The 23,009-nt window shown below is 57.6% G+C and carries 17 protein-coding genes and 1 tRNA gene; 11 read left to right on the top strand and 7 right to left on the bottom strand.

Going from position 1 to position 23,009, the window contains the following annotated elements; all coding sequences use genetic code 11:
* Positions 1 to 60: 60 nt before the first annotated feature.
* From drt3b to DDIC_RS12890, 3 genes are all read right to left on the bottom strand, one after another.
* Positions 61 to 1,962: an antiviral reverse transcriptase Drt3b gene (gene drt3b, locus DDIC_RS12900; RefSeq protein WP_136400815.1), complete on the bottom strand. Its 1,902-nt coding sequence runs from the start codon at positions 1,960 to 1,962 to the stop codon at positions 61 to 63.
* Positions 1,955 to 3,226: an antiviral reverse transcriptase Drt3a gene (drt3a, locus tag DDIC_RS12895; RefSeq protein ID WP_168732561.1), complete on the bottom strand. Its 1,272-nt coding sequence runs from the start codon at positions 3,224 to 3,226 to the stop codon at positions 1,955 to 1,957. Before drt3a ends, drt3b begins: the two co-directional genes overlap by 8 nt.
* A gap of 121 nt (positions 3,227 to 3,347) precedes the next feature.
* Positions 3,348 to 3,424 (bottom strand) — tRNA-Met (locus DDIC_RS12890).
* 668 nt (positions 3,425 to 4,092) lie between these two features.
* On the opposite strand from DDIC_RS12890, the gene DDIC_RS12885 reads away from it, so the two are divergent.
* The 8 genes from DDIC_RS12885 (at position 4,093) to DDIC_RS12850 (ending at position 11,281) form a co-directional block, all read left to right on the top strand.
* Complete coding sequence (locus DDIC_RS12885; RefSeq protein ID WP_136400813.1) at positions 4,093 to 5,130, top strand: hemolysin family protein; 1,038 nt, start codon at positions 4,093 to 4,095, stop codon at positions 5,128 to 5,130.
* Positions 5,131 to 5,824: 694 nt separating this feature from the next.
* The gene (locus DDIC_RS12880; protein WP_136400812.1) at positions 5,825 to 6,235 is read left to right on the top strand and encodes a cytochrome c maturation protein CcmE; all 411 of its coding nucleotides are present in this window, start codon (positions 5,825 to 5,827) and stop codon (positions 6,233 to 6,235) included.
* Positions 6,236 to 6,452: 217 nt separating this feature from the next.
* Positions 6,453 to 8,366, top strand: a complete 1,914-nt coding sequence (locus DDIC_RS12875) for a heme lyase CcmF/NrfE family subunit (RefSeq protein ID WP_136400811.1) — start codon at positions 6,453 to 6,455, stop codon at positions 8,364 to 8,366.
* Between the two features lie 16 nt (positions 8,367 to 8,382).
* Complete coding sequence (locus tag DDIC_RS12870; RefSeq protein WP_136400810.1) at positions 8,383 to 9,090, top strand: ABC transporter ATP-binding protein; 708 nt, start codon at positions 8,383 to 8,385, stop codon at positions 9,088 to 9,090.
* A complete protein-coding gene (locus DDIC_RS12865; RefSeq protein ID WP_136400809.1) occupies positions 9,078 to 9,755 on the top strand; it encodes a heme exporter protein CcmB in 678 nt (225 codons plus the stop codon). Before DDIC_RS12870 ends, DDIC_RS12865 begins: the two co-directional genes overlap by 13 nt.
* Complete coding sequence (locus DDIC_RS12860; protein ID WP_168732560.1) at positions 9,755 to 10,438, top strand: cytochrome c biogenesis protein; 684 nt, start codon at positions 9,755 to 9,757, stop codon at positions 10,436 to 10,438. Before DDIC_RS12865 ends, DDIC_RS12860 begins: the two co-directional genes overlap by 1 nt.
* 47 nt (positions 10,439 to 10,485) lie before the next feature.
* Positions 10,486 to 10,623, top strand: a complete 138-nt coding sequence (locus DDIC_RS12855; RefSeq protein WP_136400808.1) for a CcmD family protein — start codon at positions 10,486 to 10,488, stop codon at positions 10,621 to 10,623.
* Entirely contained in the window at positions 10,616 to 11,281 is a 666-nt protein-coding gene (locus DDIC_RS12850) for a hypothetical protein (protein WP_136400807.1), read from the top strand. The genes DDIC_RS12855 and DDIC_RS12850 overlap by 8 nt, the downstream gene beginning before the upstream one ends.
* A 270-nt stretch (positions 11,282 to 11,551) precedes the next feature.
* On the opposite strand, the gene DDIC_RS12845 is transcribed toward DDIC_RS12850, so the two are convergent.
* The 4 genes from DDIC_RS12845 to DDIC_RS12830 form a co-directional block, all read right to left on the bottom strand.
* Positions 11,552 to 13,843: a hydratase gene (locus DDIC_RS12845; protein ID WP_136400806.1), complete on the bottom strand. Its 2,292-nt coding sequence runs from the start codon at positions 13,841 to 13,843 to the stop codon at positions 11,552 to 11,554.
* 233 nt (positions 13,844 to 14,076) lie between these two features.
* Positions 14,077 to 14,757, bottom strand: coding sequence for a LysE family translocator (locus DDIC_RS12840; RefSeq protein WP_136400805.1), 681 nt, complete (start codon positions 14,755 to 14,757; stop codon positions 14,077 to 14,079).
* 266 nt (positions 14,758 to 15,023) lie between these two features.
* Entirely contained in the window at positions 15,024 to 16,166 is a 1,143-nt protein-coding gene (gene icd, locus DDIC_RS12835) for an NADP-dependent isocitrate dehydrogenase (protein ID WP_136400804.1), read from the bottom strand.
* Positions 16,167 to 16,180: 14 nt separating this feature from the next.
* A complete protein-coding gene (locus DDIC_RS12830) occupies positions 16,181 to 18,022 on the bottom strand; it encodes a triose-phosphate isomerase (RefSeq protein WP_136400803.1) in 1,842 nt (613 codons plus the stop codon).
* A gap of 209 nt (positions 18,023 to 18,231) precedes the next feature.
* On the opposite strand from DDIC_RS12830, the gene DDIC_RS12825 reads away from it, so the two are divergent.
* From DDIC_RS12825 to thrC, 3 genes are all read left to right on the top strand, one after another.
* Entirely contained in the window at positions 18,232 to 20,382 is a 2,151-nt protein-coding gene (locus DDIC_RS12825) for a ribonuclease catalytic domain-containing protein (RefSeq protein WP_136400802.1), read from the top strand.
* Between the two features lie 158 nt (positions 20,383 to 20,540).
* Positions 20,541 to 21,155 (top strand): glycerol-3-phosphate 1-O-acyltransferase PlsY, encoded by a 615-nt coding sequence (gene plsY / locus DDIC_RS12820; RefSeq protein WP_136400801.1) that lies wholly within the window; start codon positions 20,541 to 20,543, stop codon positions 21,153 to 21,155.
* A gap of 157 nt (positions 21,156 to 21,312) precedes the next feature.
* A complete protein-coding gene (gene thrC, locus DDIC_RS12815) occupies positions 21,313 to 22,758 on the top strand; it encodes a threonine synthase (protein WP_168732559.1) in 1,446 nt (481 codons plus the stop codon).
* The last annotated feature ends 251 nt before the right edge of the window (positions 22,759 to 23,009 follow it).

The raw sequence follows: 23,009 nt of genomic DNA, 5'->3' as shown, positions 1-23,009 counted from the left end.
AGCGTTTTCAGAAAGACCTACAGGGTGTATACAGCCCAAGCTAACCCATTTCCCCCAAATTCAGTATGGTGTTTTAATGTCTTTCTTGGCCAATATAACAGAAATGTCCGTTTGTGAACTCCATTCAATAAACCAGCATTTAGTGCTAACGAAATTAAAAGAGTGTAGGATACCCCTGCTCGACGGTGGTGTTTGCATCGCCGTGCAGTGGCGTTTAAAAAAATTCAATCGACTGGTGATATTTAAATAGGGGCAGGATACTATGTCAAAAAAAAGCATTACACTTTCTGATGATTCATAAAAGTTATTGGGTACTTCAAAGTTCGCAACTGCATGCTCAATGTCCTTTTTTATTTTAAGTCCTAGCTCGTTCTCGAGATTTTGCAGCAAATATATTAAAGTTGTGAGCGAAAAATAATCCATGGGAACAGATCTTGTTGTATCAATTTGAGGTGACTTGATGCCAAAGCAGCGCATAAGTTGGGGTGATCCAAAAAATTTTAGTAAGTCGCAGTGCGAAAATGTTATAAGAATGTTAAATAGTTCTACCGAGGGGGTATTTTTTTTAATACTAAAATTTTTAACGGTAGAAATGAATACTGTATAAATATAGTATTTAATTATTTCAGCTTCTTGAAGGGTGAAGTGCTTTGTTGTTTGAACAATTAGTGTGATTAATTTGCATATTCTGATGCTAGAAATGTTGTCTGGATGCATTGCAAAAATAAAAAAAGAAAAATCAACAGTTGATTCTATCAATCTGAGAATATTTTCTTTGTAAAGTTGCTGATCTTTTGGAATCTTTTGTATGATTAAAGAAAAATTTAAAAGAATTTTTAATAATGCAAATCCGCAAATTTTATGTAAGTCTACATTACATTCTTTTATGATCATTTTAAATTTTGAAATAATTGATTGCTTAAGTATTGGTAGCGATTTTTTTTGATTAAAAAAATCTTTATCAATAGCAAAGGCATCTGTCATAAATTCAGAAATTTTTATTTTGGCAATGCTTTCATTTGTAATAAAAGGACGAGAAAATGACGAAGTCTTTGATTCATTGATAAATAATTTATATTCTTGCAGTTCATTAATAATAACATCGTTAATTTTTTTGTTTATATCGCAGTCGTTAAAGAAAATAAAATAGTCATCAACATATCTCTTAATTGAATAGTGTACATCTAGGATAATATTTTCTTCTTTAAGTTTTTGTACGATATTGCAATCAATTCGTTGGAGTATGATTTCTGCAAAAATTCTTGAAAATTCTGATCCAACCAATATGCCGTGAGTTTCACGATAATTAGATTGTTGTGCTAAATTGTCGATCGCACTTTCAAATGTCGCTGCTGTGATGTTTCGCTTAGAAAATTCTTTTCCTTTCACAGCCCAAGCTATTGAATGTGTGTATATGCTTGGAAAACAATTTTGTATGTCTATTGTTGAATAGCTTAAGTATTTTTTTTCAAGATTAAAAAAATCATATGAAGTAAAGAATTTATAAATGAAATTGTATTTTTTGTTGACGAAATATGTGCTAGCTGTCTCATCCTCGAACTGGTCCGGGTTTGTCATATCAATGTGAGGTAATGCCCTTGTGTAAAACTTAGTTGCTACTTCAGTTGGTGCACGCAAGCTGAGTTTACTCTTGGAACAAAGATACAGAACATTTTTTGAATATTTGTCGTAAAAGTCAGCGATTTGAATCTGTACAGAGGGGTGAATTATGCTGATCAGTCTATCGCGTGTTGGTTTATGTCTTATGTTGTAGTTGTATGGCTTGGTAAACATGATTTTTGATTGAATTCCAAGCAGCTGGTCTATCCATATTTCATGCTGCGCTGTAGTCAGATAGCTGAATAAACCAACATTTGAAAAAATGATTAGTGTCTCGTACGGCAGCGTATCACTTAGAATACATCTATATTTTCCTATTTTTATGCTTTTTAGTTTAGGCATGTTTCCAGCACTCACAAATTTGAGCTAATTTGACGTATGTGACAGAATGCGAAATCTGTTTTTTAAACCCATTCACAAATGTGTATTTTTTTATTGCTTTGAGTTGTTCCCTTGTAAACCTAATTTGTCCGTTAAATGCATTATGGGAACAGTGGATGCAATTTAAAAGATATTTATCAAGCTCACAGAGCTCATTGTCTGGATTGGATAAGAATGGGTAGGTGTAGTATATGCCTGTCATTATCTTTCCAATATTTCGTTCAGATGGTATTTTACTGTTGTCAGTCAAAAAGCTAATTCGATCTATGAGTAAATCAAAATTTCTGTCTTTTGCATATTTGAGAAATGATTTTGTTATTCTAGTTTTATATTTATTTAGTTTGTTCTTTGAAAGTCGAACTTCAATCTCCCTCTCTTTAGTGTCTTTATTGGGTAAGCATGGTATCGTAAAATTGTATCCAAGATAGTTAAATGATTTATTATTGTATTTGCATTGTTCAGATTCATTGCATTTTTTGTGCTTGTAGTAACCTTTTGTTTGGTATTTTTCGCACGGAAGGATTGTTATAGATGTTTTTTTTTCGTTTAATTTTAGATTTTCGCCTAAAAGCGTAGCTATTATAGTTAGTAAGTGCTTTGTGTCTTTTGTTGTAAATATGACAATGTCATCAACAAATCTATTGTAATAATATACTCCATCAATTTCTTTTATTTTTCTATCAAAACTTCTCATATATAATTCAGATAAAATAGAGCTAGTGCTAAATCCTCTTTTAAAAGAAGTGGTGCCGTCCTCATTTCTGTATAAATTTTTTATTATTGACAGTGATTTTGGCGATAGGAGTCCATCGTCGCTAAGTTTACTAATGATCTTTTCAAGCGGAATGCTTTCAAAAAAACTTTTTATATCTGTTCGAAGAATAGAATAGCTGGAGCCATCTTTGAGTAATGAAATTACTTGTTCAACGATCTCATTACGCGAGGGAGGGAACAGTTGATAAATGCGTTTAATGTCGGATGCAATTTTTCGTAAAACAATCGAATCATCATAGTCATTTATGACGTAAACTCTTTTCTGGTTTTGATTTGTGAAAAATTTTGTTTCAATCTTGTAATGAATGTCCCATATCCTTTCGCATAGTTGGGAGAGGACGCAATCCAACTCTGATCGATCATCACAAAAATTATTCTTTTTCCAGAAGTCGCTCCTTCGAATGAATTTTCTGAGGGTGCTTGCTTCGAATGTTTGCCTGAATAGGGGCATCTTGTCGTCCTCCGTCAGCCTCATAAAATCGCAAATTTAGATGAATTTGAAGCAGGGGTAGGAATAGGGAAGACTAACAAAAAAGCCCTTACGTTTGTTCAACGTAAGGGCTTGAATTATCTGGTTGCGGGGGCAGGATTTGAACCTACGACCTTCGGGTTATGAGCCCGACGAGCTACCGAGCTGCTCCACCCCGCGACACGTGCAGCGTTTCTCGCTGCGAGAACAGATATGTAAACGCTGTGCCTCTGGCTGTCAAGAAAATTTGTAAAATTCTTTATGGCAGCAACGTTCATATCTGTGCATCCTTGCCGTAAATCAGCCATGGGCGCTGTTTTGCGCCGTTTGTAAATAATGAAATTATTTTTGCCCGCGCAGCGTATTTTTGCCATCTGCGCGTACACGCTGGCTGGACAGTTTTTTTCATGGCCAGCACCAATATAATATACTGTAATATATAGTACGCTTAATCTTGCTTGCAGTAAATACGCGGCATATGAATTTTTTTATCAATATTCAAAAAAATTGTGTCGGCATGGCGTTTTGGCAGGTATTTTTGCGTCGTAACTTTGCTGATTTATAGGATTACATTTTGTTTGCGGCGGTTTTTTACCGGGATTGCGTTTGACGATAGCCGCCGTGCGCGCATTCATCCAGTCCCGGCTTGAACCCCCTGGCTGCGGTCCCTGATTATCTCCCCGTCCAGCCGCATCGTTCGGGTTGCAACCTGTGCCCGGCCCGTACCTCATACCCTTGCCCTTGCGCACCAATTGCAAACATGGGCGGGCGAGGCTAAACTTCGGCAGTCAGCGTCGCCTTGCGTTTTGCACGGCGGCACGCGCACCTAATCTTTCGGATGTTTCGCCATGCTCACCCTTGTTCTGGCTGTTGTTATTGCTGTTGCCGTTTCCTTTACCTGTTCGCTGCTTGAAACGGTGCTCTATTCCCTCTCCTGGTCGACCATCGAGCGGTTGCGCAAATCAGGCAGCAAGGCAGGCGAGCTGCTGTACAGCCTGCGCACGCAGGTGGACAAACCCATAGCCGCCATCCTTACCCTCAACACCATTGCCAACACCGCCGGGGCAACCGTGGCGGGCGCGGCTTTTTTGTCCGTGTACGGGTCGGAATACATGTCTGTTTTTGCCGTGGGCTTTACGGTGCTTATCCTCACCATGGGCGAAATTTTGCCCAAAAACCTCGGCGTATCCAAGGCGGAGCCCATTGCCGTGCTGCTGGCCCGCCCCCTTGCCATCATGGTCAAGGTGATGACGCCCCTGCTGTGGGTCACCAGCATGATCACGCGGCTTGTGGCCCCGCCGCCCGCCGGGCCGGTTATTTCAGAAGACGACATCCGCGCCGTCACCAGCCTTTCGCGTCAGGCGGGCCGCATTAAACCCTACGAAGAAGCCTTTATCCGTAATGTGCTGGCGCTGGACCAAAAGCGCGTGCGCGAAATAATGACCCCGCGCACCGTGGTGTTTGAGCTGGCGGACGACATGACGGTCGAGCAGGCCTACACCGATCAGCGCACATGGCACTTCAGCCGCATACCCGTCTACGGCGACAATAATGAAGACATCGTGGGCGTGGTGGAGCGGCGCACCCTTGGCCGCTGCGTCAACGAGGGGCGCAAGAATGTAGCCCTGGGCAAGATTATGCGCCCTGCACATTTTATCATTGAAAATCAAACTCTTGACGTGCTGCTGCACGATCTGCTCAAGGCCAGGGTGCACCTTTTTGTGGTGCTGGACGAATACGGGGGCCTTGCGGGCGTGGTCTCGCTTGAAGACGTGCTCGAAGAAATACTCGGCAGCGAAATTGTGGACGAAAGCGACAATGTGGACGACCTGCGCGCCCTGGCCCGCCAGCGGCGGCGCGAGGTGAGCGCTGGCCGTCAGGGGTAAGCGCCAGCTCCGCAGTACGTCGCGACGCGCCAACAGAGGCTGAATATTTTTTTTGACCTTGTGGCGATAATCTTATTAGAGTAGTATGTTAAGACGAGACCCAAATCTGGCTACGGGTGCGGTCGCATCTCTGCCTCAGGTTTGGCCTTCGCCCAACAGCATCCAGCGTGGCCAGGGGCCAGCGCCAGACCAGTGCCGCCCCATGCGCACGCCGCGCCAGCATGCAGACGGGCCAGCATGCTGGCGGGCCGGGCCGCCGTCAGTTGCGGCATCCGCCCTGCAACCCGGCTGCCCCGGCCACAACTGCGCCTGCCCCTGCGCACAAATTCTGCCCGTAATGTGACTGCAGTCACAGAAGCCCCGCCCCATGCTGGAGTACTGTTTTAAAGAATTTTATCCAGCATGTTTGCGCAACCGGAGCATGCCCGCCGCGCAGGCGTTTAACGCGCACTTTTGCAAAAAACCTGGCCGGGCAGACAGCCATTTTCAATGGCTGAATGTTCTATTAAAAATAATTCCTATCTTGTCAGCGGGTACAAAATAGCGTAGGGTTTCGGCAAATCAAAGCCGGATAGCCAGGGCAAACGCCCCAGCCCGGCAGACGCGGTTTTTCTGCCCGCAGCGGCAGGGCAGGCCGCAGGCCATGGCCCCTTTCGGGCAGCACAAACATGGCCCAATGTTTCAGGAGAAACGCATGGCCCGTAAAAAAAACACAGGCATCTACATAGCCGCGCTGCTGCTCTTTTTGGGCGGGGTGGGCTATCTTGCATATTCCGGCTTTTCTGAAAACAGCGTGTACTTTCTGAATGTGTCGGAAGCCAAGGCCTCTACGCCCGAAAAGCTCGTGGCCGCGCGGCTGTTTGGCACTGTTGCCGAAGAGGGCATTGAAAAGCACCGGGGCGCGCCCGGTGTGAGCTTTCGCCTTGAAGACAAGGACAACGCCAGCCAGACTATTGAAATAAGCTATTCCGGCGCTGTGCCGGATACCTTCAAGGCCGGGGCGGAAGTGATTGTTGAAGGCGGCATGGGTGCGGAGGGCCGTTTTCAGGCCAAGACGCTCATGACCAAGTGCCCCTCCAAATACCAGAAAGAGAATCGCAGCTAGCCGTTGAGGCCGGGTTGCCGTCAGCCGGGAGCGACCGGCCTCTGGCCTTTCGCCCTGCCATCGGTTGCGGGCGGCGATTGCGGCTTTTGTTTTTGCCCGGTTGACCTGTCCGCCTGTTCGGCCCCGAGCCGCTGGGCGCAGGCGGCAGTTTGATGCACGCACGACAGCCACTCCCCGCCCAGCGGCGGGCCGCCCCCCTAGCGGGATAAGGAGTCCTATGTACGTTTTTGCCTTTGGTCTTCAACTGATAGCCCTGCTGGCCGCGCTTGGCGGCGGCGGTCTGGCCCTTCTGCAATTGTGGCAAAACCGGGAAGACTCCCTGCCCGTGGTGGAAAAAGCCCACCTTGTCATCAGCGGCGCGCTGCTGCTGGCCTCGGCCCTGCTGCTGCACGCCCTGTTCTGGAATGACTTCAGCCTTGCATACGTGGCCAGCTATACCGACCGCGTTTTACCGGTGTTTTACCGCCTTACGGCCTTCTGGGCCGGGCAGCCCGGCTCCATGCTCTTCTGGGGGCTGGCCGTGGGCCTGAGCGGCAGCGTCTTTGCCCTCACGCGGGCCTACAAAAGCCTCAGCCGTCCCACTCGCCTGTGGTACTGGAGCTTTTTTTACATCATCATGGGCTTTTTTGCCCTTATCCTCACCAGCTGGAGCAACCCCTTTGTGCTGCAGACGCCCGTGCCCGCAGACGGCAACGGCCTGAACCCCCTGCTGCAAAACCCCGGCATGATTTTTCACCCGCCGCTGCTGTTCCTCGGTTACGGCGGTTTTGCCGTGCCCGCCTGTCTCGCGCTGGCGCAGAGCCTTTCGGGGCAAGGCAGCAGCGAGGGGGCGTGGTTTCGCCTTTCGCGGCCCTTTATCATTCTGGCATGGCTGTTTCTTACCGCAGGCATAGTGCTGGGCGCGTGGTGGGCCTACATGGAGCTGGGCTGGGGCGGCTACTGGGCATGGGACCCGGTGGAAAACGCCTCGCTGGTTCCGTGGCTCATCGGCACGGCCTCGCTGCACACCCTGATTGTTGAAGACCGCCGGGGCAAGCTCGGGCGCGTCAACGTCACCATGATGGCGCTCACCACGGTTTCGGCCTTTTTTGCCACCTATCTGGTGCGCAGCGGCATTATTGATTCGGTGCACGCCTTTGGCGACGGCAGCGTGGGCACGCCCCTGACCATTTTTGTGCTCAGCGGGCTTGTCATTGCCCTGTGGGTTCCCTTTACCGCACCCAAGACGGGCAAGCCCCTTGCCGGGCTTGAGAGCCGCGAGGGTTTTCTTACCCTTGTGGCCTGGGTTTTACTGGCGCTGGCCGTAATTATTCTGGTGGCCACCATGTGGCCTGTCATCAGCAAGCTGTGGTCCACCGCGCCGCGCGGCCTTGACGCCCGTTTTTACAACCGCGTGTGTCTGCCCCTGGGCGCGCTGCTGGTGGTCATGATGGCCGCCTGTCCGTGGCTTGGCTGGAGTGGCGGCCTGCGCAACAAAAAGGGCTTTTTTGTGGTGATCGGCGGCTTTGTGGTCAGCGCCTCGGTCATCTGGGCGCTGGGCTACCGCCAGCCTACGGCGCTGGTGGGCGCTTCCGCCGCCGTGGGTATTGTGCTTGGGGCCGTCATGCTGCTGGCCGACAAGGCCAACCGTTCCCATCCCGTTACCGTGGGCGCGCTGGGTGCGCATATGGGCATGGCCCTGGTGGCCATTGGCATTGCCTTTTCCGGCCCGTACACTACAGACCGCGAAATGTTGCTCGCAAAGGGCGAAACCGGCACTGTGGGCAGCTATACGGCCACCCTGCTTGAGCTGGGCGAGGGCCGCCGCGCCGACCACGAATATATCGCCGCGCGGCTGCAGGTCTTCAAGGACGGCAAGCCGCTGGGCATTGTAGCGCCGGAACGCCGCCTGTACGACAAGTTTGGCAGCATGCAGTTTTCGGAAGTGGACGTGATTCCCGGTCTTGGCAACGAAATCTATGCTTCGCTGCTGGGGCTGGACGAAAATTCCAGGGTTGTGGTCAAGATCAGCGTAGAGCCGCTGGTCAACTGGCTGTGGATCGGCGGCACGATCATGTGCCTGGTGCCGCTGGCCGGTCTGCGTCGCCGCAAAAATTCCGCGCCGGAGTCGGACGACAACAGCGCGGCCTAGCCGCAGGGGGCCCCTCTTGCTGGAACTTGTGCGCGTCGCCAAGGTCTATGGCGTCAAGGTCGTCTTTAAAGACGTCAGCTGCGCGTTTGCTGCGGGCAGCGTCTCGCTGCTGGTGGGCGGCAACGGCGCGGGCAAAAGCACCCTCATGCGCATCATGGCCGGGCTTTCGCGCCCCAGCGCTGGCGCTGCCAGGGTGGCCGACCATGCGCGCGTGGGCTATCTCGGGCACGCCACCTTTTTGTACCCTGGCCTCAGCGCGGTGGAAAATCTGGCCTTCTGGCGCGACGCATACGGCCTCAAACTGACGCACGACGACCTTATGGCCGGGCTCGCCCGCGTGGGGCTTGAGGCCCACGCCCACGAGCGGGCGGGCGTGTTTTCACGCGGCATGGCCCAGCGCCTCAATCTGGCGCGGGTGCTCATGCAGGCCCCCGACGTGCTCTTGCTGGACGAGCCGGGCACAGGCCTTGATGCGGCCTCGCTGGCCCTGTTGCGGCGCGAGGTTGTCGCCGCCCGGCAGCGCGGGGCTTGCGTGGTGCTCATCAGCCATGATCTGGCGGGCGATGCGCCGCTGGCCGACCGGTTGCTGGCGCTGGAACACCGCAAGCTGGCCTACGACGGCATCCCGTCGGGCTTTGGCGGCTTTGGCCTGACAAAAACGCTGGAGGGCGACGCCGCAGGCGCAACGGCCCATTCTCAGGGAGGCCCCGCATGCTGCGCCTGATGTTTGCCATGGCCCGCAAGGATCTGGCCCTTACGCTGGCGCGGGGCAGCGGTCTGGTGCAGGCCCTGCTGCTGGGTCTGCTGCTGCTGTTTGTGTTCAGCCTCTCGCAGGGCATTGGCGAGCGCATGGCCCCGCAGGGCGCTGCGGCGGTGTTCTGGATAAGCTCCGCTTTTTGTCAGGTGCTTATTTTTAATCAGCTGTACGCGCTGGAAGAGGTCAACAATTCACGCCTCGGGCTTTTGCTGTGCCCCGCGCCCGTGCAGGCCGTGTGGCTTGGCAAGGGTTGCGCCGGGCTGGCGCTGCTGCTGCTGGCGCAGCTTGTCTTTTTGCCCGCCGCCGTGGTTTTTTTGGGGCAGGATCTCAGCGGCCCGCTGCCCGAAGCCCTGCTGGCTCTGCTGCTGACAGATATTGGCATGTGCGCCCTTGGTTCCTTGCTGGGGGCGCTGGCGCAGGGGCAGGCCGCCCGCGAATCGTTGCTGAGCATTGTGCTGTTTCCGCTGCTGACGCCGCTGTTGCTGGCGGGCATCAGCGTGGGGGCGCAGGCCCTTGGTGCGGCTAATCCAGACGGGCCGGGAGCCTGGCTTGGTGTTGCCGCCGCCTTTGACGCCGTGTTTCTGGGCGCTGGGCTGTTGCTGTTTGGATACATCTACGCGGGGGACGAGTAATGCCCAAGTGTTCGGCGCTGCCGCAAATTCTGGCCCTGCTTGGCGGCGTGGCCTTTGCCGCCTGTCAGTGGCTGGTGTTTGCCTACGCTCCTGAGGAAGTTACCCTGGGGCTGGCGCAAAAGATATTTTACATCCACCTGCCCATGTCGTGGTGGGCGCTGGTGAGCTTTTTGGTAGTTTTTGGGGCTTCCGTGGCCTATCTGTGGCGTCGCAACCCTGCGGCGGACCGTCTGGCTGCGGCTGCCGCCGAGGTGGGCGTGCTGCTGGGCGGCCTTGCGCTGGTTACGGGCATGCTGTGGGCGCGCCGCTCGTGGGGCGTGTGGTGGACGTGGGATCCGCGCCTGACTACGACCCTGATCATGTGGTTTGTCTACGCCGGTTATCTGGTCTTGCGCGGGCTTGACCTGCCGCCGCAGCGCCGCAACACGGTGTGCGCCGTGGTGGGCGTGGTGGCCTTTTTGGATGTGCCGCTGGTCTTTATGTCGGCGCGTATCTGGCGCTCCATCCACCCCGCTGTGTTCGGCAGCAAGGGCGGCGGTCTGGAGCCGGAAATGCGCGTCACTGTTATGGCCTGCGTGGCCTGTTTTGGTCTGCTGTGGGCGGCGCTGGTGTGGCTGCGCAAACGCCAGCTCGACCTCAGGGACCGCCTTGACGCCCTTGCGCAAAACGGGCTTGACGCCTGAGTTTGCCCGGCCTTTGCAAAAAAATATTCGCTCCAGCTGGAGGAACAATGGATACACTGACCTGGGTTATCATGGCCAATGCCGCCGTATGGCTTGGCATAGGCGCGTACATGGCCTTTTTGGCTGCGCGTCAGCGCTCGCTGGCCGCCCGTCTTGCCCAGATGGAGATGCTCAATCATGACTGAGACCTATAAGGGCGGGCTGGCCGCCCGCATGCTTATTATTCTGCTGGCTCTGGCCCTGGCTCTCATGCTTTTTATCTCGCTCAAGGCGCGGTTTCAAAACCCGCACATTACCGTAGCGGCCCGCCCCCAGCAGGCAATGGCCGGGGGCGAGGCTGGCGAGGATGCCCAGACCGTGGGCAAACTTATGCGGCAGGTGGCCGAAAATCCGCAGGATCTCGGCGCTCTTATCCATCTTATCGAGCATCTGGTGACCGCCCAGAACTGGGACGCGGCAGAGACCTTTGCCCAGCGCGCGGTAACCATGGATGTGAGCAACCCCAAGCCGCTGTATCTGCTTGGCATTATCCAGCACAGTCAGGGCAGGCACAAGGAAGCCGCCGAGGCGCTTGAAAAGGTGCTGGTCATCAAGGACGAGGCCTCCGTGCGCTACAGCCTTGGCGTGCTGTATATCTATTTTCTCAACGACGCCAAGCGCGGGGTGGAGCATCTACGCGCCGGCCTCAATGACGCGACGGCAAACCCGGAGCTGAAGGCGGCCATACAGCAGGAGCTGGAGAAAAACCCCGTGGCGGAAGAAGCGCAGCCCGCGACCGCCAAAACGGACGACAAGGCGGACAAGAAAGCTGACAAAAAGGCAGACAAGAAACCCGCCAAGTAAACAGCTCTTTGCCAGCGTATTCTTAATTAAAAACGGCCTCTGTGGAGTAGTTCCACAGAGGCCGTTGATATTCGGGGTTTCCGTTCGCTTCGCGCAGGATTTCTGCAATTACAAAAAACCAGAATAAAGTTTTTTGGTGGTGGGGGTGCGGGAGAGGGACCTTTAGCTCTGCTGTCCATTTTTCTAGCCCGCTACGCGGCCAAGAAAAACACCCCTCCGGTGCGCCCTTCGGGTGGCTTCAAAAAGGTCCCTCCCCCGCAAAACCCTAGCCTAGCTATTGTAGAAGTTGATCAGGCAGCCGTCGAGGATGATCTTGCGTTCGTCGCTGGTCAGTTCCTTGAGGGCAAGGCTGATCTTCTTTGCCTGTCCGTCTTCGCCCGCCACGTAGCCGGTAAAGCTGGGGGCGGCGTTCTGCACGGCGCTGCGCACGTTGGGCACCACGAGCCAGTCGCCGACCTTGAGGGCTTCGGCCAGCGAGGGGTCAACGATAAAGGGCAGCATGCCCCAGTTGATGAGGTTGGAGCGGTAGCGCTTGGTGGCGTATTCCACGGCCATGTTGGCCCAGCCGCCCAGCACCTTCTGGCACGAGGCCGCCTGCTCGCGGGCAGAACCGTCGCCGGGTTTTACGGCAAAGATGGTGGAACCCATGCCTACTTGTCTGAGGTCGGCGGCACCCTGCAGCGTATCCAGCCCGCACACGGCAAAAAGGCCGCGCGCCTTGGCCAGCAGGTCGGCGTTGCCGGGGTTGGCCAGGCGGGCAGTTTCCAGAGCGTGCACGTCCTTGGCGCGGCCCACGTAACCGGGGTCTTTGCGCGAAAGCGTGTATTCCGCCAGTTTGAGCGGGTTGGAGCGCAGGGACGAGGTCTCGCCCGAGGGGATCAGCTCGTCCGTGGTGGTGACAGGGTCGGTGATGACGCTCACCACCTGCAGCAGCAGGTGCTCGGGCAGGGGGCTCATGCTCGGCCAGTCGGCGATGTTGGGGCCGCGCACAAGCTCGGCCTGCGGTTCTGCCTTGCCAAAGCCGTTGTACACGCGGCTGTGGTAGATGAGCGGCTCAAAGCTGTACGAAAGGTCGGCATGGGCCAGGGCGGGCGCGGACCAGTCAATCTCGGTGGCTGGGGTTAGGCGGCCGCCGTTGGCGGCCGTGGCCGCGATGGAGCGGGCGTCCATGAGCGCCACGGTGGAGACCTGCCCGTTGGAAGGCTTGGAGCCCTCGCGGTTGGGGAAGTTGCGGGTGGTATGCCGGATGGAGAGCGCGCCGTGCGCCGGAGTGTCGCCAGCGCCGAAGCAGGGGCCGCAGAAGGCGGTTTTCATCACTGCGCCAGCCAGCATGAGCTTGGCGGCTGCGCCGTTTTTGACCAGCGCCAGGCCCTGCGGCTCGCTGGCGGGGTAGACGGCCAGGTTGAAGGCCTGATTGCCCGTGGTTTTGCCGTCAAGGATGGCGGCGGCAAGAGCGATGTTTTCAAAGTTGCCGCCCGCGCAGCCAGCAATGATGCCCTGGTCAACCCACACGCCGCCGTCGCGCACCTTGGCGCGCATGTTCAGGCCTTTGGCCGCGTCGCCAAACTGGCGCTGGGCCTCGGCCTCCACCTCGGCCAGCAGCTCTGCCCCGTGTTTGGCCACTTCGGCCACGGGGTACACGTTGCTGGGGTGGAAGGGCAGGGCGATCATGGGCACGATGCGGCTCAGGTCAACGCGGATAAGTCCGTCGTAGCAGGCGGGGCCTTCAAGGCGCAGCTCGGCGTAGTCGTTTGCACGGCCATGCACGGTCATGTAGTCGCGCACCTTTTCGTCCGTGGTCCAGATGGAGGACAGACAGGTGGTTTCGGTGGTCATGACGTCGATGCCGCAGCGGTATTCGACAGAAAGACCCGCCACGCCGGGGCCCATGAATTCCATAACCTTGTTTTTGACAAAGCCGTTTTTGAACACCGCGCCGATGATGGCCAGGGCCACGTCCTGCGGGCCGACGCCGGGGCGGGGCGTGCCCTCGAGCCACACCACAACCTTTTGCGGATTGGTCACATCGTAGGTTTTGCCCAGCAGCTGCTTGACCAGCTCGGGCCCGCCCTCGCCTATGGCCATGACGCCCAGCGCGCCGTAGCGGGTATGGCTGTCGGAGCCGAGGATCATGCCGCCGCACCGGGTCATCATTTCGCGCACGTACTGGTGGATGACCGCCAGATGCGGGGGCACAAAAATGCCGCCGTACTTGCGCGCGGCGGAAAGGCCGAAGAGGTGGTCGTCCTCGTTGATGGTGCCGCCCACGGCGCACAGGCTGTTGTGACAGTTGGTCAGCGCGTAGGGGACGGGAAATTCCTTGAGGCCGCTGGCGCGGGCCGTCTGGATGATGCCCACATAGGTAATGTCGTGCGAGGCCATGGCGTCAAAGCGGATGCGCAGCACGTCGGCATCGTCGCCGGTATTGTGCGCGGCCAGAATGCGCGCGGAAAGACTGTTTTTGCGGGCGGCTTCAATGTCCACGCCCTTGGCGCGGGCTTCTTCGGCCATGGATATGCCGTTGGCGTCAATCACAACGGAATTGTTTACGATTTCGATCATGGCAGACCTTCAGGGGTTTGCGGGTCGCTGGCGCGACGCGGGTTAGCAAGAGTATTTCAAGGTTGAAATGCTCTGGCGTCTGCGTGAGCAGACGCCCGCCGTGTAGGCGTAACGCAGCTTCAGCCGTTGGCGAACTTGTGAGCCTTACGGTTGAAGACCGCAACGCAACTTGTTTGCGCGGTCAAGCGCCGGAACGTGCGTGTCTTAAACTTTGCGAATGCATATTCTCAAAGTTAATCTGCTCCAGCTTGCGCCGTGGCCAGTTTGAGGCCAAAGGCAATAAACACGAGGCCCGTACAGCGCTGCATCCACTTTTGGAAGCGGCTGTTTTCAAAAATGTGCCGTATGCGGCCCAGCATGTAGGCCAGCGGCACATACCAGAACAGACACAGACCCGACAGGATGCTGCCCAGAGTAAGAAACTGCGGGGCAAGCGGCGCTTGCGGGTCCATGAACTGGGGGAGAAACGTCAAAAAAATCAACACGGCCTTGGGGTTGAGCACATTGGTCAAAAACCCCTGGCCAAAAAAGTGCAGCCATTGGCGCAGGCCCAGGCGTTGCGCGGGGCGGGCGGCACCGGGCTGCGCCGTTTTGACCACCGCCGCGCTCACAGGCTGGCCGGCGTTCTGCCCGGCGCGCAGGGCCTGGATGCCCAGCCACACCAGATAGGCCGCGCCCACGTATTTGAGAATGCTGAACCACAGCACCGACTGGGCGATAATGGCCGAAATGCCCAGCATGGCCGCAGTGGTGTGCACGCAGATGCCAAGGGCCACGCCCACGGCGGCGGCCTGCCCCTGCGGGCGGCCATTCATGAGTGAAATTTTTGCAATAAGCGCAAAATCCGGCCCCGGCAGCATAACCAGTATGGCTGCCAGCGGGATGAACAGCAGCAGGGTCTCCAGCGAGATCATGGTACATTCCTTCATTGAGGCAAAAGCCAAACGGCGTCGCCGGGGCAGCTCCCTGCCGCCCCTTGCGGCATTGGGCGGACTGGAGAAAAGGAGTGCCTTGCGGTTGCGCCCGGCGGTCGATCGGGACCGCCGGGAGTGTGCCGTAATAACACTCCTTTTTTCCGTCAGCTCCTGCAACTGATCAGCAAACAGTCAGACACGTCAGGCCGTGCGTCTTGGGCGTCCTTGCTGCCGCAACGGGCCGGGCTGGCGCAGGGCCGTGCGTGCTACAGGTTTGCGCCGATGATTTCGCCAAATTCGACGCAGCCCACGGTGCGCGAACCGGGAACCTGAGCGGCCAGATCTTCGGTCACCGCCTTGCCCGCAATGGCCTTGCTCACGGCGTTGCGGATGCGCTCGGCGGCCTTGGGCGCGCCGATGTGCTCAAGCATGAGTGCGCCGCACAGGATGACGCTGCCGGGGTTGGCCTTGTCCTTGCCCGCAATGGTGGGGGCAGTGCCGTGGGTGGCTTCGTAAAAGGCCAGCGTGTCCGACATGTTTACGCCTGGGGCCAGGCCAAGGCCGCCCACCTGCGCCGCAAGGGCGTCGGAGATATAGTCGCCGTTGAGGTTGGGGGTGGCGAGTATCTGGTACTGCTCGGGGCGCAGCAGCGCCTCCTGAAACATGGCGTCGGCAATGCGGTCCTTGACCACAAGGCGGCCAGCCACGGGTTCTTTTTCCGTGCAGGTGAGGTCGCCAAATTCCTGCGCGGCCACGTCGTAGCCCCACTGGCGAAAGGCGCCTTCGGTAAACTTCATGATATTGCCCTTGTGCACCAGGGTGAGACTCTGCTGCTTCTGGTCAAGGGCAAAGCGCAGGGCGCGGCGCACCAGGCGTTTGGAACCAGCCTCGGTCATGGGCTTGATGCCCACGGCGGCGGTTTCGTCCACCTTGTTTACGCCCAGCTCTTCACGCAAAAAGGTGATAAGCTTGCGGGCTTCGGGGGTTCCGGCGGCAAATTCCACACCGGCGTAGACGTCCTCGGTGTTCTCGCGAAAGATGACCATGTTGACCCGCTCGGGGTGCTTGACCGGGGTTTCAAGCCCTTCAAAGTGGCGCACCGGGCGGATGCAGGCGTAGAGGTCAAGCCCCTGGCGCAGGGCCACGTTGAGGCTGCGTATGCCCGTGCCCACGGGGGTGCCCAGGGGGCCCTTCATGGCCAGCTCGGCGGTGCGCAGGGTCTGCAGGGTTGCCTCGGGCAGGGGAGAGCCGGTTTCCCTGACGGCCTTGTCGCCAGCCAGCAGCTCGGTCCATTCCAGATTTATGCCGGTATGTTCCGCGGCCAGGGCAGCTTCAATGACAGGGCGCGCGGCCTTCCAGATTTCGGGGCCGATGCCGTCGCCTTCGATCCAGTAGATTCTCTTGTTCATGAAATTTCCTTACCTTAATCGTTGTCGCTGTCGTCTGCTGCCGCCACTTCCTGCTGGAGAGCGCGTGCGCGTTTGAGGAGCTGTTCAAGCTGGATATCCACGCCAATGACGCCCACGATGTTGTCTTTTTCATCAGTAACCGCGCATGAAACGGTAATGATGAGCTTGCTCGTAAAGTGCGACTGGTACACGTCCATGATGTGCAGGTCGCCGGTTTTCATGGGCATCTTGAACCATTCGCGCTCCGAAAAATCGTAGCCGATGGGCAGGGCCTCGTAGGTTTCGCGGTAAACGGGGTCGGTGATGGCCGAGCAGCGCAGCTTGCCCTGGTCGTCAGTAAGATAGCAGTACTGGATAAAGGGATACTCGCGCACAAACTCGTCCAGCCGTCCGCAGGCATGCTTGCTGAAGTCCAGCAGGTCCTTGCTGCGGGCAAGGCGGATGATGATGTTGGCCGAGAGCTCGCCAGCCAGCTGCTTCATGTGGTCGTATTCGGAGGCGAAGAGCTCGGGCATAAAGCGCTGCACCAGGGCTTCCATCTCTTCGTGCGAGAAGCTCGTCGTGCGGCCCGTTTCTTCGTACACGGACATGATGGCGTCGTAGATCTGCCCCACGGCGGGGTGTTTTTTGGAGACCAGCTGGTCGCTGCGCAGGCTGAGGTTGGCGTTGATCCAGTAGGCGACGCCCGCGCGGCCGGTCTTGTCGGTAATGATGATGGGCACGGGGCGGCCAAGCAGATGGTTGGTGTCGAAGATGTTGTAAATTTCTTCGTTCTTGGCCAGTCCGTCGGCGTGCACGCCCGCGCTGGTGGCGTTGAAGTCGCGGCCCACAAAGGGATAGTTGTTGGGGATGCGGTAGTGCAGTTCTTTTTCAAAAAACTCGGCAACTTCGCTCAAAATGGTGGTGTCGGCGGCGGCATCGTCGCCCGTGAGCGAAATGTACTCGACGAGCAGGGCCTCCAGCGGCGTGTTGCCCGTGCGCTCGCCAAAACCAAACAGCGTGCCGTTGACCGCGCCGCAGCCGTAGAGCCATGCGGTAACGCCGTTGACCAGCACCTTGTGAAAGTCGTTATGTCCGTGCCACTCAAGCCACTGACCGGGAACGCCAGCCTCGTCTGTGAAGCAGCGCACGATGCGCTGCACCGAGCGGGGCAGCGCCGCGCCGGGATAAGGAACGCCATAGCCCATGGTATCGCAGAGGCGTATTTTGACCGGCATGCCGCTCTGGCGCGAGAGGTCCATGAGACGCTGGGCCAGGGGCAGGCAAAAACCGTAAATGTCGGCTCTGGTTACGTCTTCAAAGTGGCAGCGGGGTATGATGCCCCACTCCAGCGCCTGTTCGGCCATACCCACGTACATGTCCATGGCCTGCTGGCGGGTTTTGCCCAGTTTGAGAAAAATATGATAGTCTGACACGCTGGTGAGCATGCCGGTTTCGTCAAATTCCATATCGCGGGCGAGTTTGAGGTCGTCCTTGGTGGCGCGTATCCAGGCGGTCACACGTGGAAAACGGTAGCCTCTGGCGCGGCAGACATCGATGCACTTGCGGTCTTTGGCCGAGTACAGAAAAAATTCCGAAGCCGTGATCAGTCCGGTTTTTCCGCCCAGTCTATGCAGAAAATCGAACATTTTGGCGACTTGCTTGACCGTATAGGGGGGGCGGGCTTGCTGGCCGTCGCGAAAGGTCGTGTCGGTGATGCACATCTGCTCTGGCGGTCTGGGCGACAGCAGTACCTCGTCAAAAGAGGTGCGGCAAATGCTGGTGTAGGGAAAAAGCTCACGGTAGAGCTGCGGTTTTTCCGGCTCCTGCATGACCAGGGTACGGCTGCCTCCAGTTTGGTGAATAATGTTGCTCATCGGGTGTCCGCCCTGCTCGCGCGATGCGCGCGGTAAAGATTGTTGCCGTAAGCGGCTAATATAGCGGGTTACAGCCCCTGCGTCCAGTATGCGCAGCGCCCCGTTCCCGGCGGTACTTGCCAGAAGGCCAAAAATAAAGGATTGTCCTTTGTTGCAAGAGCGCGGCGGTCTATAGGGGAACGGACGCGCTTTTTTCTGAAGGAGCGGGCATGTCTGATTGTGTACGCTACCCTGCGCCGGGTTGCGTTGTGGAATATATGGAAGGCAATGCCGTACAGATTGCCCTGGTCACTGAAGAGGCCGGCGGGCGCTTGCGGCTGCTCTTGCCTAACAGGCGGGAGACCCGCCTCAATTCTTCGCGTCTGCTGCCCTGGCTTGGGCCGTTGCACGGGGTGGATCTGGGGCGTGAAGACGCCGTGCGCCTGCTTGAGGCGCACAAAAAATCGCGCGAGGACCTGGCCGCCCAGGTGCCCGTCATGGACGTGTGGGAACTGGCCCAGGGCGAGGTGGAAATAGCCCCCGCCAGCTGGTTTGCCGAACTTTTTGAAAGCGACCCCGGCGCCGATCACATCTCCGCCTATGGCCGGGCCCTGCTGGCCTGCAAAAGCCATTTTCGCTTTCAGCCCCCGGATTTTCAGGTTTTTTCAGCCGATATGGTTGAAAAACGTCTGGTGGAAGAAAAAGCCCGCCTTGAGCGCGAATCGCTCATCGCCGGTGGAGCCGCCTTTTTGCGTCTGCTGTGGGAGGTTGCCTGCCGCAAGCGCGAGCTGCCGCAGCCCCCGCGAGAGGGCGCGACGCTTGGCGAGTGGCCCTCGCAGGAAGTGGCCGATCAGCTTGCAGAAGTTCTTTTTTCCCGCATGGTTGATCCTGAAAGTCAGGAGTACGAAACCATCTGGCGCACCCTGTGCAAAGGTCTGCCCGATGTGCCGCATCTGCCCCTGCAGCTGCTGGTCGCCTGGGGCAAGGTGCCGGCCCACTACAATTTTTGGCTGGACCGCGCGGGCTACGCTTCGGGCGATACATGGTGGAGCGAGTGCGCCGACGAGGTCCATGCCCTGGCAGCAGCTGGCCGCGAGCCGCTTGACGCCTTTGCCCGGCGGGGTCTGGAAGGCGTTTTTGAAAACTGCGACCAGCCCTGCATCAGCATAGACAGTGCAACCACGCGCGACGTGGACGACGCCTTTAACGTGCAGACCGAGGGCGAGGGCTGGGCGGTGACGCTCATGCTGGCCTGCCCGGCGCTGTTCTGGAATTTTGGCGGGCCGCTGGACAAGCTGGTGCTGCGCCGGGGCACAAGCATTTACCTGCCGGAAGGCGACTGCCACATGCTGCCCGAAGCGCTGGGCACGGAGGCGTACTCGCTGCTGGCCGGACAGGCGCGCCCCGCCCTGAAGGTGCTGGTGCACGTGGCGGCTGACGGCGGACTGGGCGACTGCGAGGTCTCTGTGGTGCAGTCGCGGCTGGCCGCCAACCTGACGTACAGCGACAGTCAGGCGGTGCTGGACGCTCTGGCCGCAGGCGACCCCTTGCCGCAGAACGCGTCGGCTCCCTACGCGGAGCAGCTGCGCCTGGGCCTTGCCCTGGCCCGGCAACGGCAGACCGCCCGTATTGCCGACGGGGCTGTGATCATGGACCGCCCTGACCCGGTTATTCACCTTGAAGGCGAAGGCGCGGACGTGCGCGTGGAAGTGGGGCTGGATTATCAGGCTCCGGACGCGCAGATGCTGGTGGCGGAAATGATGATTCTTGCCAGCGCCGCTGTGGCCCAGTGGGCTGCGGACCGGGGCGTTGCCATGCTGCACCGGGTGCAGGACGTGGCCCTGCCCAAAGAATACGCCGGCGTATGGACAACGCCTCAGGACATGACGCGCATCATGCGCGCGCTGACCCCATCGGGGCTTGAGGTGCAGGCCCGTCCGCATGCGGCCTTGGGGCTTGCGCGGTATACGCCCGTGACCTCGCCGCTCAGGCGGTATCCCGATCTGGTGAACGAAGAGCAGCTGGTGCATTATTTTCGTACCGGGCAGCCGCGCTGGACAGAGGCCGAACTGACCGACCTGCTCAACGTGCTTTCGCCCGCGCTGGATGCGGCGGGGCAGGTGCAACGCTTCCGCCCCCGGTACTGGAAGCTGCTGTTTTTCCGCCAGAAGGGCGACAAGGTCTGGTGGCACGGCGTTATTACAGAAGAAAACGACGCTTTTGTAACCGTGAGCCTGCCCGATCAGGGCATGTTTGTGCGCGGCAAGCGGAGGCTGTTTGATGAGCGGGCGCATCCCGGCCTTGCGGTGGACGTGCGCATAGGCAAGGTGCAGCCGCTGTACAACGAAATAATGATTTTGGAAGCTGTCCCGGCCGAGTAGCGCCGCGCGCGCCTGCGCGCGGTCATGCCTGAGCCGGTTGATGCCGGCCTGCCGCAATGCGTGGGCGACACGGCCACGCGCAATGCGGGCCCGGGTGTTTTTGAGGTGACGGACAGCAGGATGTCCGGAATATTATAGGGCTTGCAGCGGAGACGAATATGCTGGAAGTATTGTGGATTGCTCTGGCCTATGTGCTGGGGTCCGTGCCGTGGGGCCTGGTGATTGCCAAAACCTTTTGCCGCATAGACCCGCGTGAGAGCGGCAGCCGCAACACCGGGGCCACCAACGTGGCCCGCCTGTGCGGTTTTGGCTGGGGTGTGGCGACGCTGGCCTGCGATGTGTGCAAGGGGGCTGTGCCGGTCTGGCTGGCGTTTCGCATCAATGCCTCGCCGGTCTTTGTCAGCGCCGTGGGCCTGGCCTGCGTGCTGGGGCATGTTTTTTCCTGCTTTATGAAGTTCAAGGGCGGCAAGGCCGTAGCCACAAGCATCGGCGTGTTTATTCCCCTGGCCTTCTGGCAGCTGCTGGCGGCTTCGGCCTTGTGCTGCCTGGTTATCTGGCGCAGCGGTTTTGTTTCTCTTGGCTCGCTGACCCTGGTAACGGCCCTGGCGGTGTCCCTGGCGGTTACAAGCCTGTGGACGTGGCTGCCCCTTGCGCTCTGCGTCTGCGCCGTGGTGGTGTGGAAGCACAAGGAAAACATCGCCCGCCTGCGCGCGGGCACTGAAAAAAGCTGGCTCAAGGGCAAGCACGCGGATAAACAGGAAGACAAGGGTTAGCTCCGGCGCCCTTTGGTAATTTGGCGGCAGCAGGACTGTTGCCGTCGCACCTGCCAGAATGTGCCCCCTGCAGCACAGTGACTTGCAATCCGGGGGCAGGGCAACACGCCGTTGGCAACGGTTGTTTGCCTGACGCACTTATCAAGGAGTTTCTCTCATGGCGCATGCGGATTTTCCGGCCTATCGCGGCCGCATGGAGTATGTTTGTCTTGACTGCGGCGCTCGTCACCCCGGCGACAGCCTGCTGTACACCTGCCCCCAGTGCGGCGGCGTGTTTTTGCTGGAAAACCTCGATTTTGACAAACTGAAAGAGCGCAGCGGCGCTGAGTGGCGCGAACTGTTCGATGCCCGCTCCGCCAGCCGCAGCACCGCGCTTCGGGGGATCTTCCGCTTTTACGAGCTGCTTGCGCCTTTGCTGGACGAGGACGACATCGTCTATCTGGGCGAGGGCATCACGCCCATCATCGAGGCCGCCCCGGCCCTGCGTGACCGCGTGGGCGTGCCCTTTGCCTACAAGAACGACGGCCAGAACCCCAGCGCCTCCTTCAAGGATCGCGGCATGGCCTGCGCCTTCAGCTATCTCAAGTGGCTGTGCCGCCGCAACAAGTGGGACGAAGTGCTCACCGTGTGCGCCTCTACGGGCGATACCTCTGCCGCTGCGGCCCTGTATGCCTCGTATGTGGGCGCGCCCCTCAAGAGCGTGGTGCTGCTGCCCCACGGCAAGGTGACGCCCCAGCAGCTTTCGCAGCCTCTGGGCAGCGGAGCCACCGTGCTTGAGCTGCCCGGCGTGTTTGACGACTGCATGAAGGTGGTGGAGCTGCTGGCCGAAAACTATCGCGTGGCCCTGCTCAACTCCAAAAACAGCTGGCGCATCCTCGGGCAGGAATCTTATGCCTACGAGACCGCCCAGTGGTACGGCTGGGACATGACAGACCTGTGCCTCTTTGTGCCCATCGGCAATGCGGGCAACATTACGGCCATCATGTGCGGCTTTTTGAAAATGCTTGAGCTTGGCATCATCAGCTCGTTGCCGCGCGTGTTTGGCGTGCAATCCGAGCATGCCGACCCCGTGTGGCGCTACTACGACGCTCCCAGGGAGACCCGCCACTGGCAACCCGTCACCGTAACGCCCAGCGTTGCGCAGGCCGCCATGATCGGCAACCCGGTGTCCTTCCCGCGCGTGCGCAAGCTGGCGGAAATGTTCATCGAAAAGGGCGGCGAGGCGGCCTTTCAGGTTGTGCGCGTGACCGAGCAGCAGATCATGGACGCCATGATCATAGCCAACCGTCACGGCCACATTGCCTGCACCCAGGGCGGCGAATGCCTTGCGGGCCTTTTGAACGCCAAGGCTCTTGGCCTCATCAGCGCCAAGGAGCACGCGGTGCTCGACGCCACAGCCCATGCGCTCAAGTTCGCAGGGTTTCAGGATATGTATTTCAACGATTCCTTCCCGCCCGAATACGGCGTTGCGCCGGACAAAAGCCTGGCCAACAAGCCGGAGCTGCTGCTGCCCGAAAGCGCCCGCAAGGGGCGCGAGGTGGCCGAGTTTGCCCGCATGGGCGCGGCTGCCGTTGTTGAGAGACTTTCTTTGCAAAAGAAATAAAGTTACTCTTCCATTAGCCGATAATATGAGTGGCGGCGGCGCAAGTCTGTTGCGCCGCCGTCACTGTTTTTGCTTTGGCAATGCCGCTCCAGGCCAAAAATTCGCGCATCGGCCCATATATATTGCGGATGCTGCACCTGCCCCGGCACGCGCTCCTGGTTATTGATCTCCCGTAAGGGAGAACGATCTGCCAAGCCAGCCAATGCTGGTTGAGACGCTTTATGATTGAGGGCTTTTTTACGGAAGGGACG

It is taken from the genome of Desulfovibrio desulfuricans, from assembly GCF_004801255.1.
Classification (GTDB): Bacteria; Desulfobacterota; Desulfovibrionia; order Desulfovibrionales; family Desulfovibrionaceae; genus Desulfovibrio; species Desulfovibrio desulfuricans_C.
The sequence above is the reverse complement of the archived record's forward strand: the minus strand, read 5'-3'. Positions and strand labels throughout refer to the sequence as shown.

Coding starts and splice junctions, on each gene's coding strand:
- DDIC_RS12875 (WP_136400811.1), top strand. CDS start 6,453: ATGTACGTTTTTGCCTTTGGTCTTCAACTGATAGCCCTGCTGGCCGCG.
- DDIC_RS12855 (WP_136400808.1), top strand. CDS start 10,486: ATGGATACACTGACCTGGGTTATCATGGCCAATGCCGCCGTATGGCTT.
- DDIC_RS12825 (WP_136400802.1), top strand. CDS start 18,232: ATGTCTGATTGTGTACGCTACCCTGCGCCGGGTTGCGTTGTGGAATAT.
- DDIC_RS12880 (WP_136400812.1), top strand. CDS start 5,825: ATGGCCCGTAAAAAAAACACAGGCATCTACATAGCCGCGCTGCTGCTC.
- DDIC_RS12840 (WP_136400805.1), bottom strand. CDS start 14,757: ATGATCTCGCTGGAGACCCTGCTGCTGTTCATCCCGCTGGCAGCCATA.
- DDIC_RS12830 (WP_136400803.1), bottom strand. CDS start 18,022: ATGAGCAACATTATTCACCAAACTGGAGGCAGCCGTACCCTGGTCATG.
- plsY (WP_136400801.1), top strand. CDS start 20,541: ATGCTGGAAGTATTGTGGATTGCTCTGGCCTATGTGCTGGGGTCCGTG.
- thrC (WP_168732559.1), top strand. CDS start 21,313: ATGGCGCATGCGGATTTTCCGGCCTATCGCGGCCGCATGGAGTATGTT.
- drt3a (WP_168732561.1), bottom strand. CDS start 3,226: ATGCCCCTATTCAGGCAAACATTCGAAGCAAGCACCCTCAGAAAATTC.
- DDIC_RS12845 (WP_136400806.1), bottom strand. CDS start 13,843: ATGATCGAAATCGTAAACAATTCCGTTGTGATTGACGCCAACGGCATA.
- DDIC_RS12885 (WP_136400813.1), top strand. CDS start 4,093: ATGCTCACCCTTGTTCTGGCTGTTGTTATTGCTGTTGCCGTTTCCTTT.
- DDIC_RS12860 (WP_168732560.1), top strand. CDS start 9,755: ATGCCCAAGTGTTCGGCGCTGCCGCAAATTCTGGCCCTGCTTGGCGGC.
- icd (WP_136400804.1), bottom strand. CDS start 16,166: ATGAACAAGAGAATCTACTGGATCGAAGGCGACGGCATCGGCCCCGAA.
- drt3b (WP_136400815.1), bottom strand. CDS start 1,962: ATGCCTAAACTAAAAAGCATAAAAATAGGAAAATATAGATGTATTCTA.
- DDIC_RS12850 (WP_136400807.1), top strand. CDS start 10,616: ATGACTGAGACCTATAAGGGCGGGCTGGCCGCCCGCATGCTTATTATT.
- DDIC_RS12865 (WP_136400809.1), top strand. CDS start 9,078: ATGCTGCGCCTGATGTTTGCCATGGCCCGCAAGGATCTGGCCCTTACG.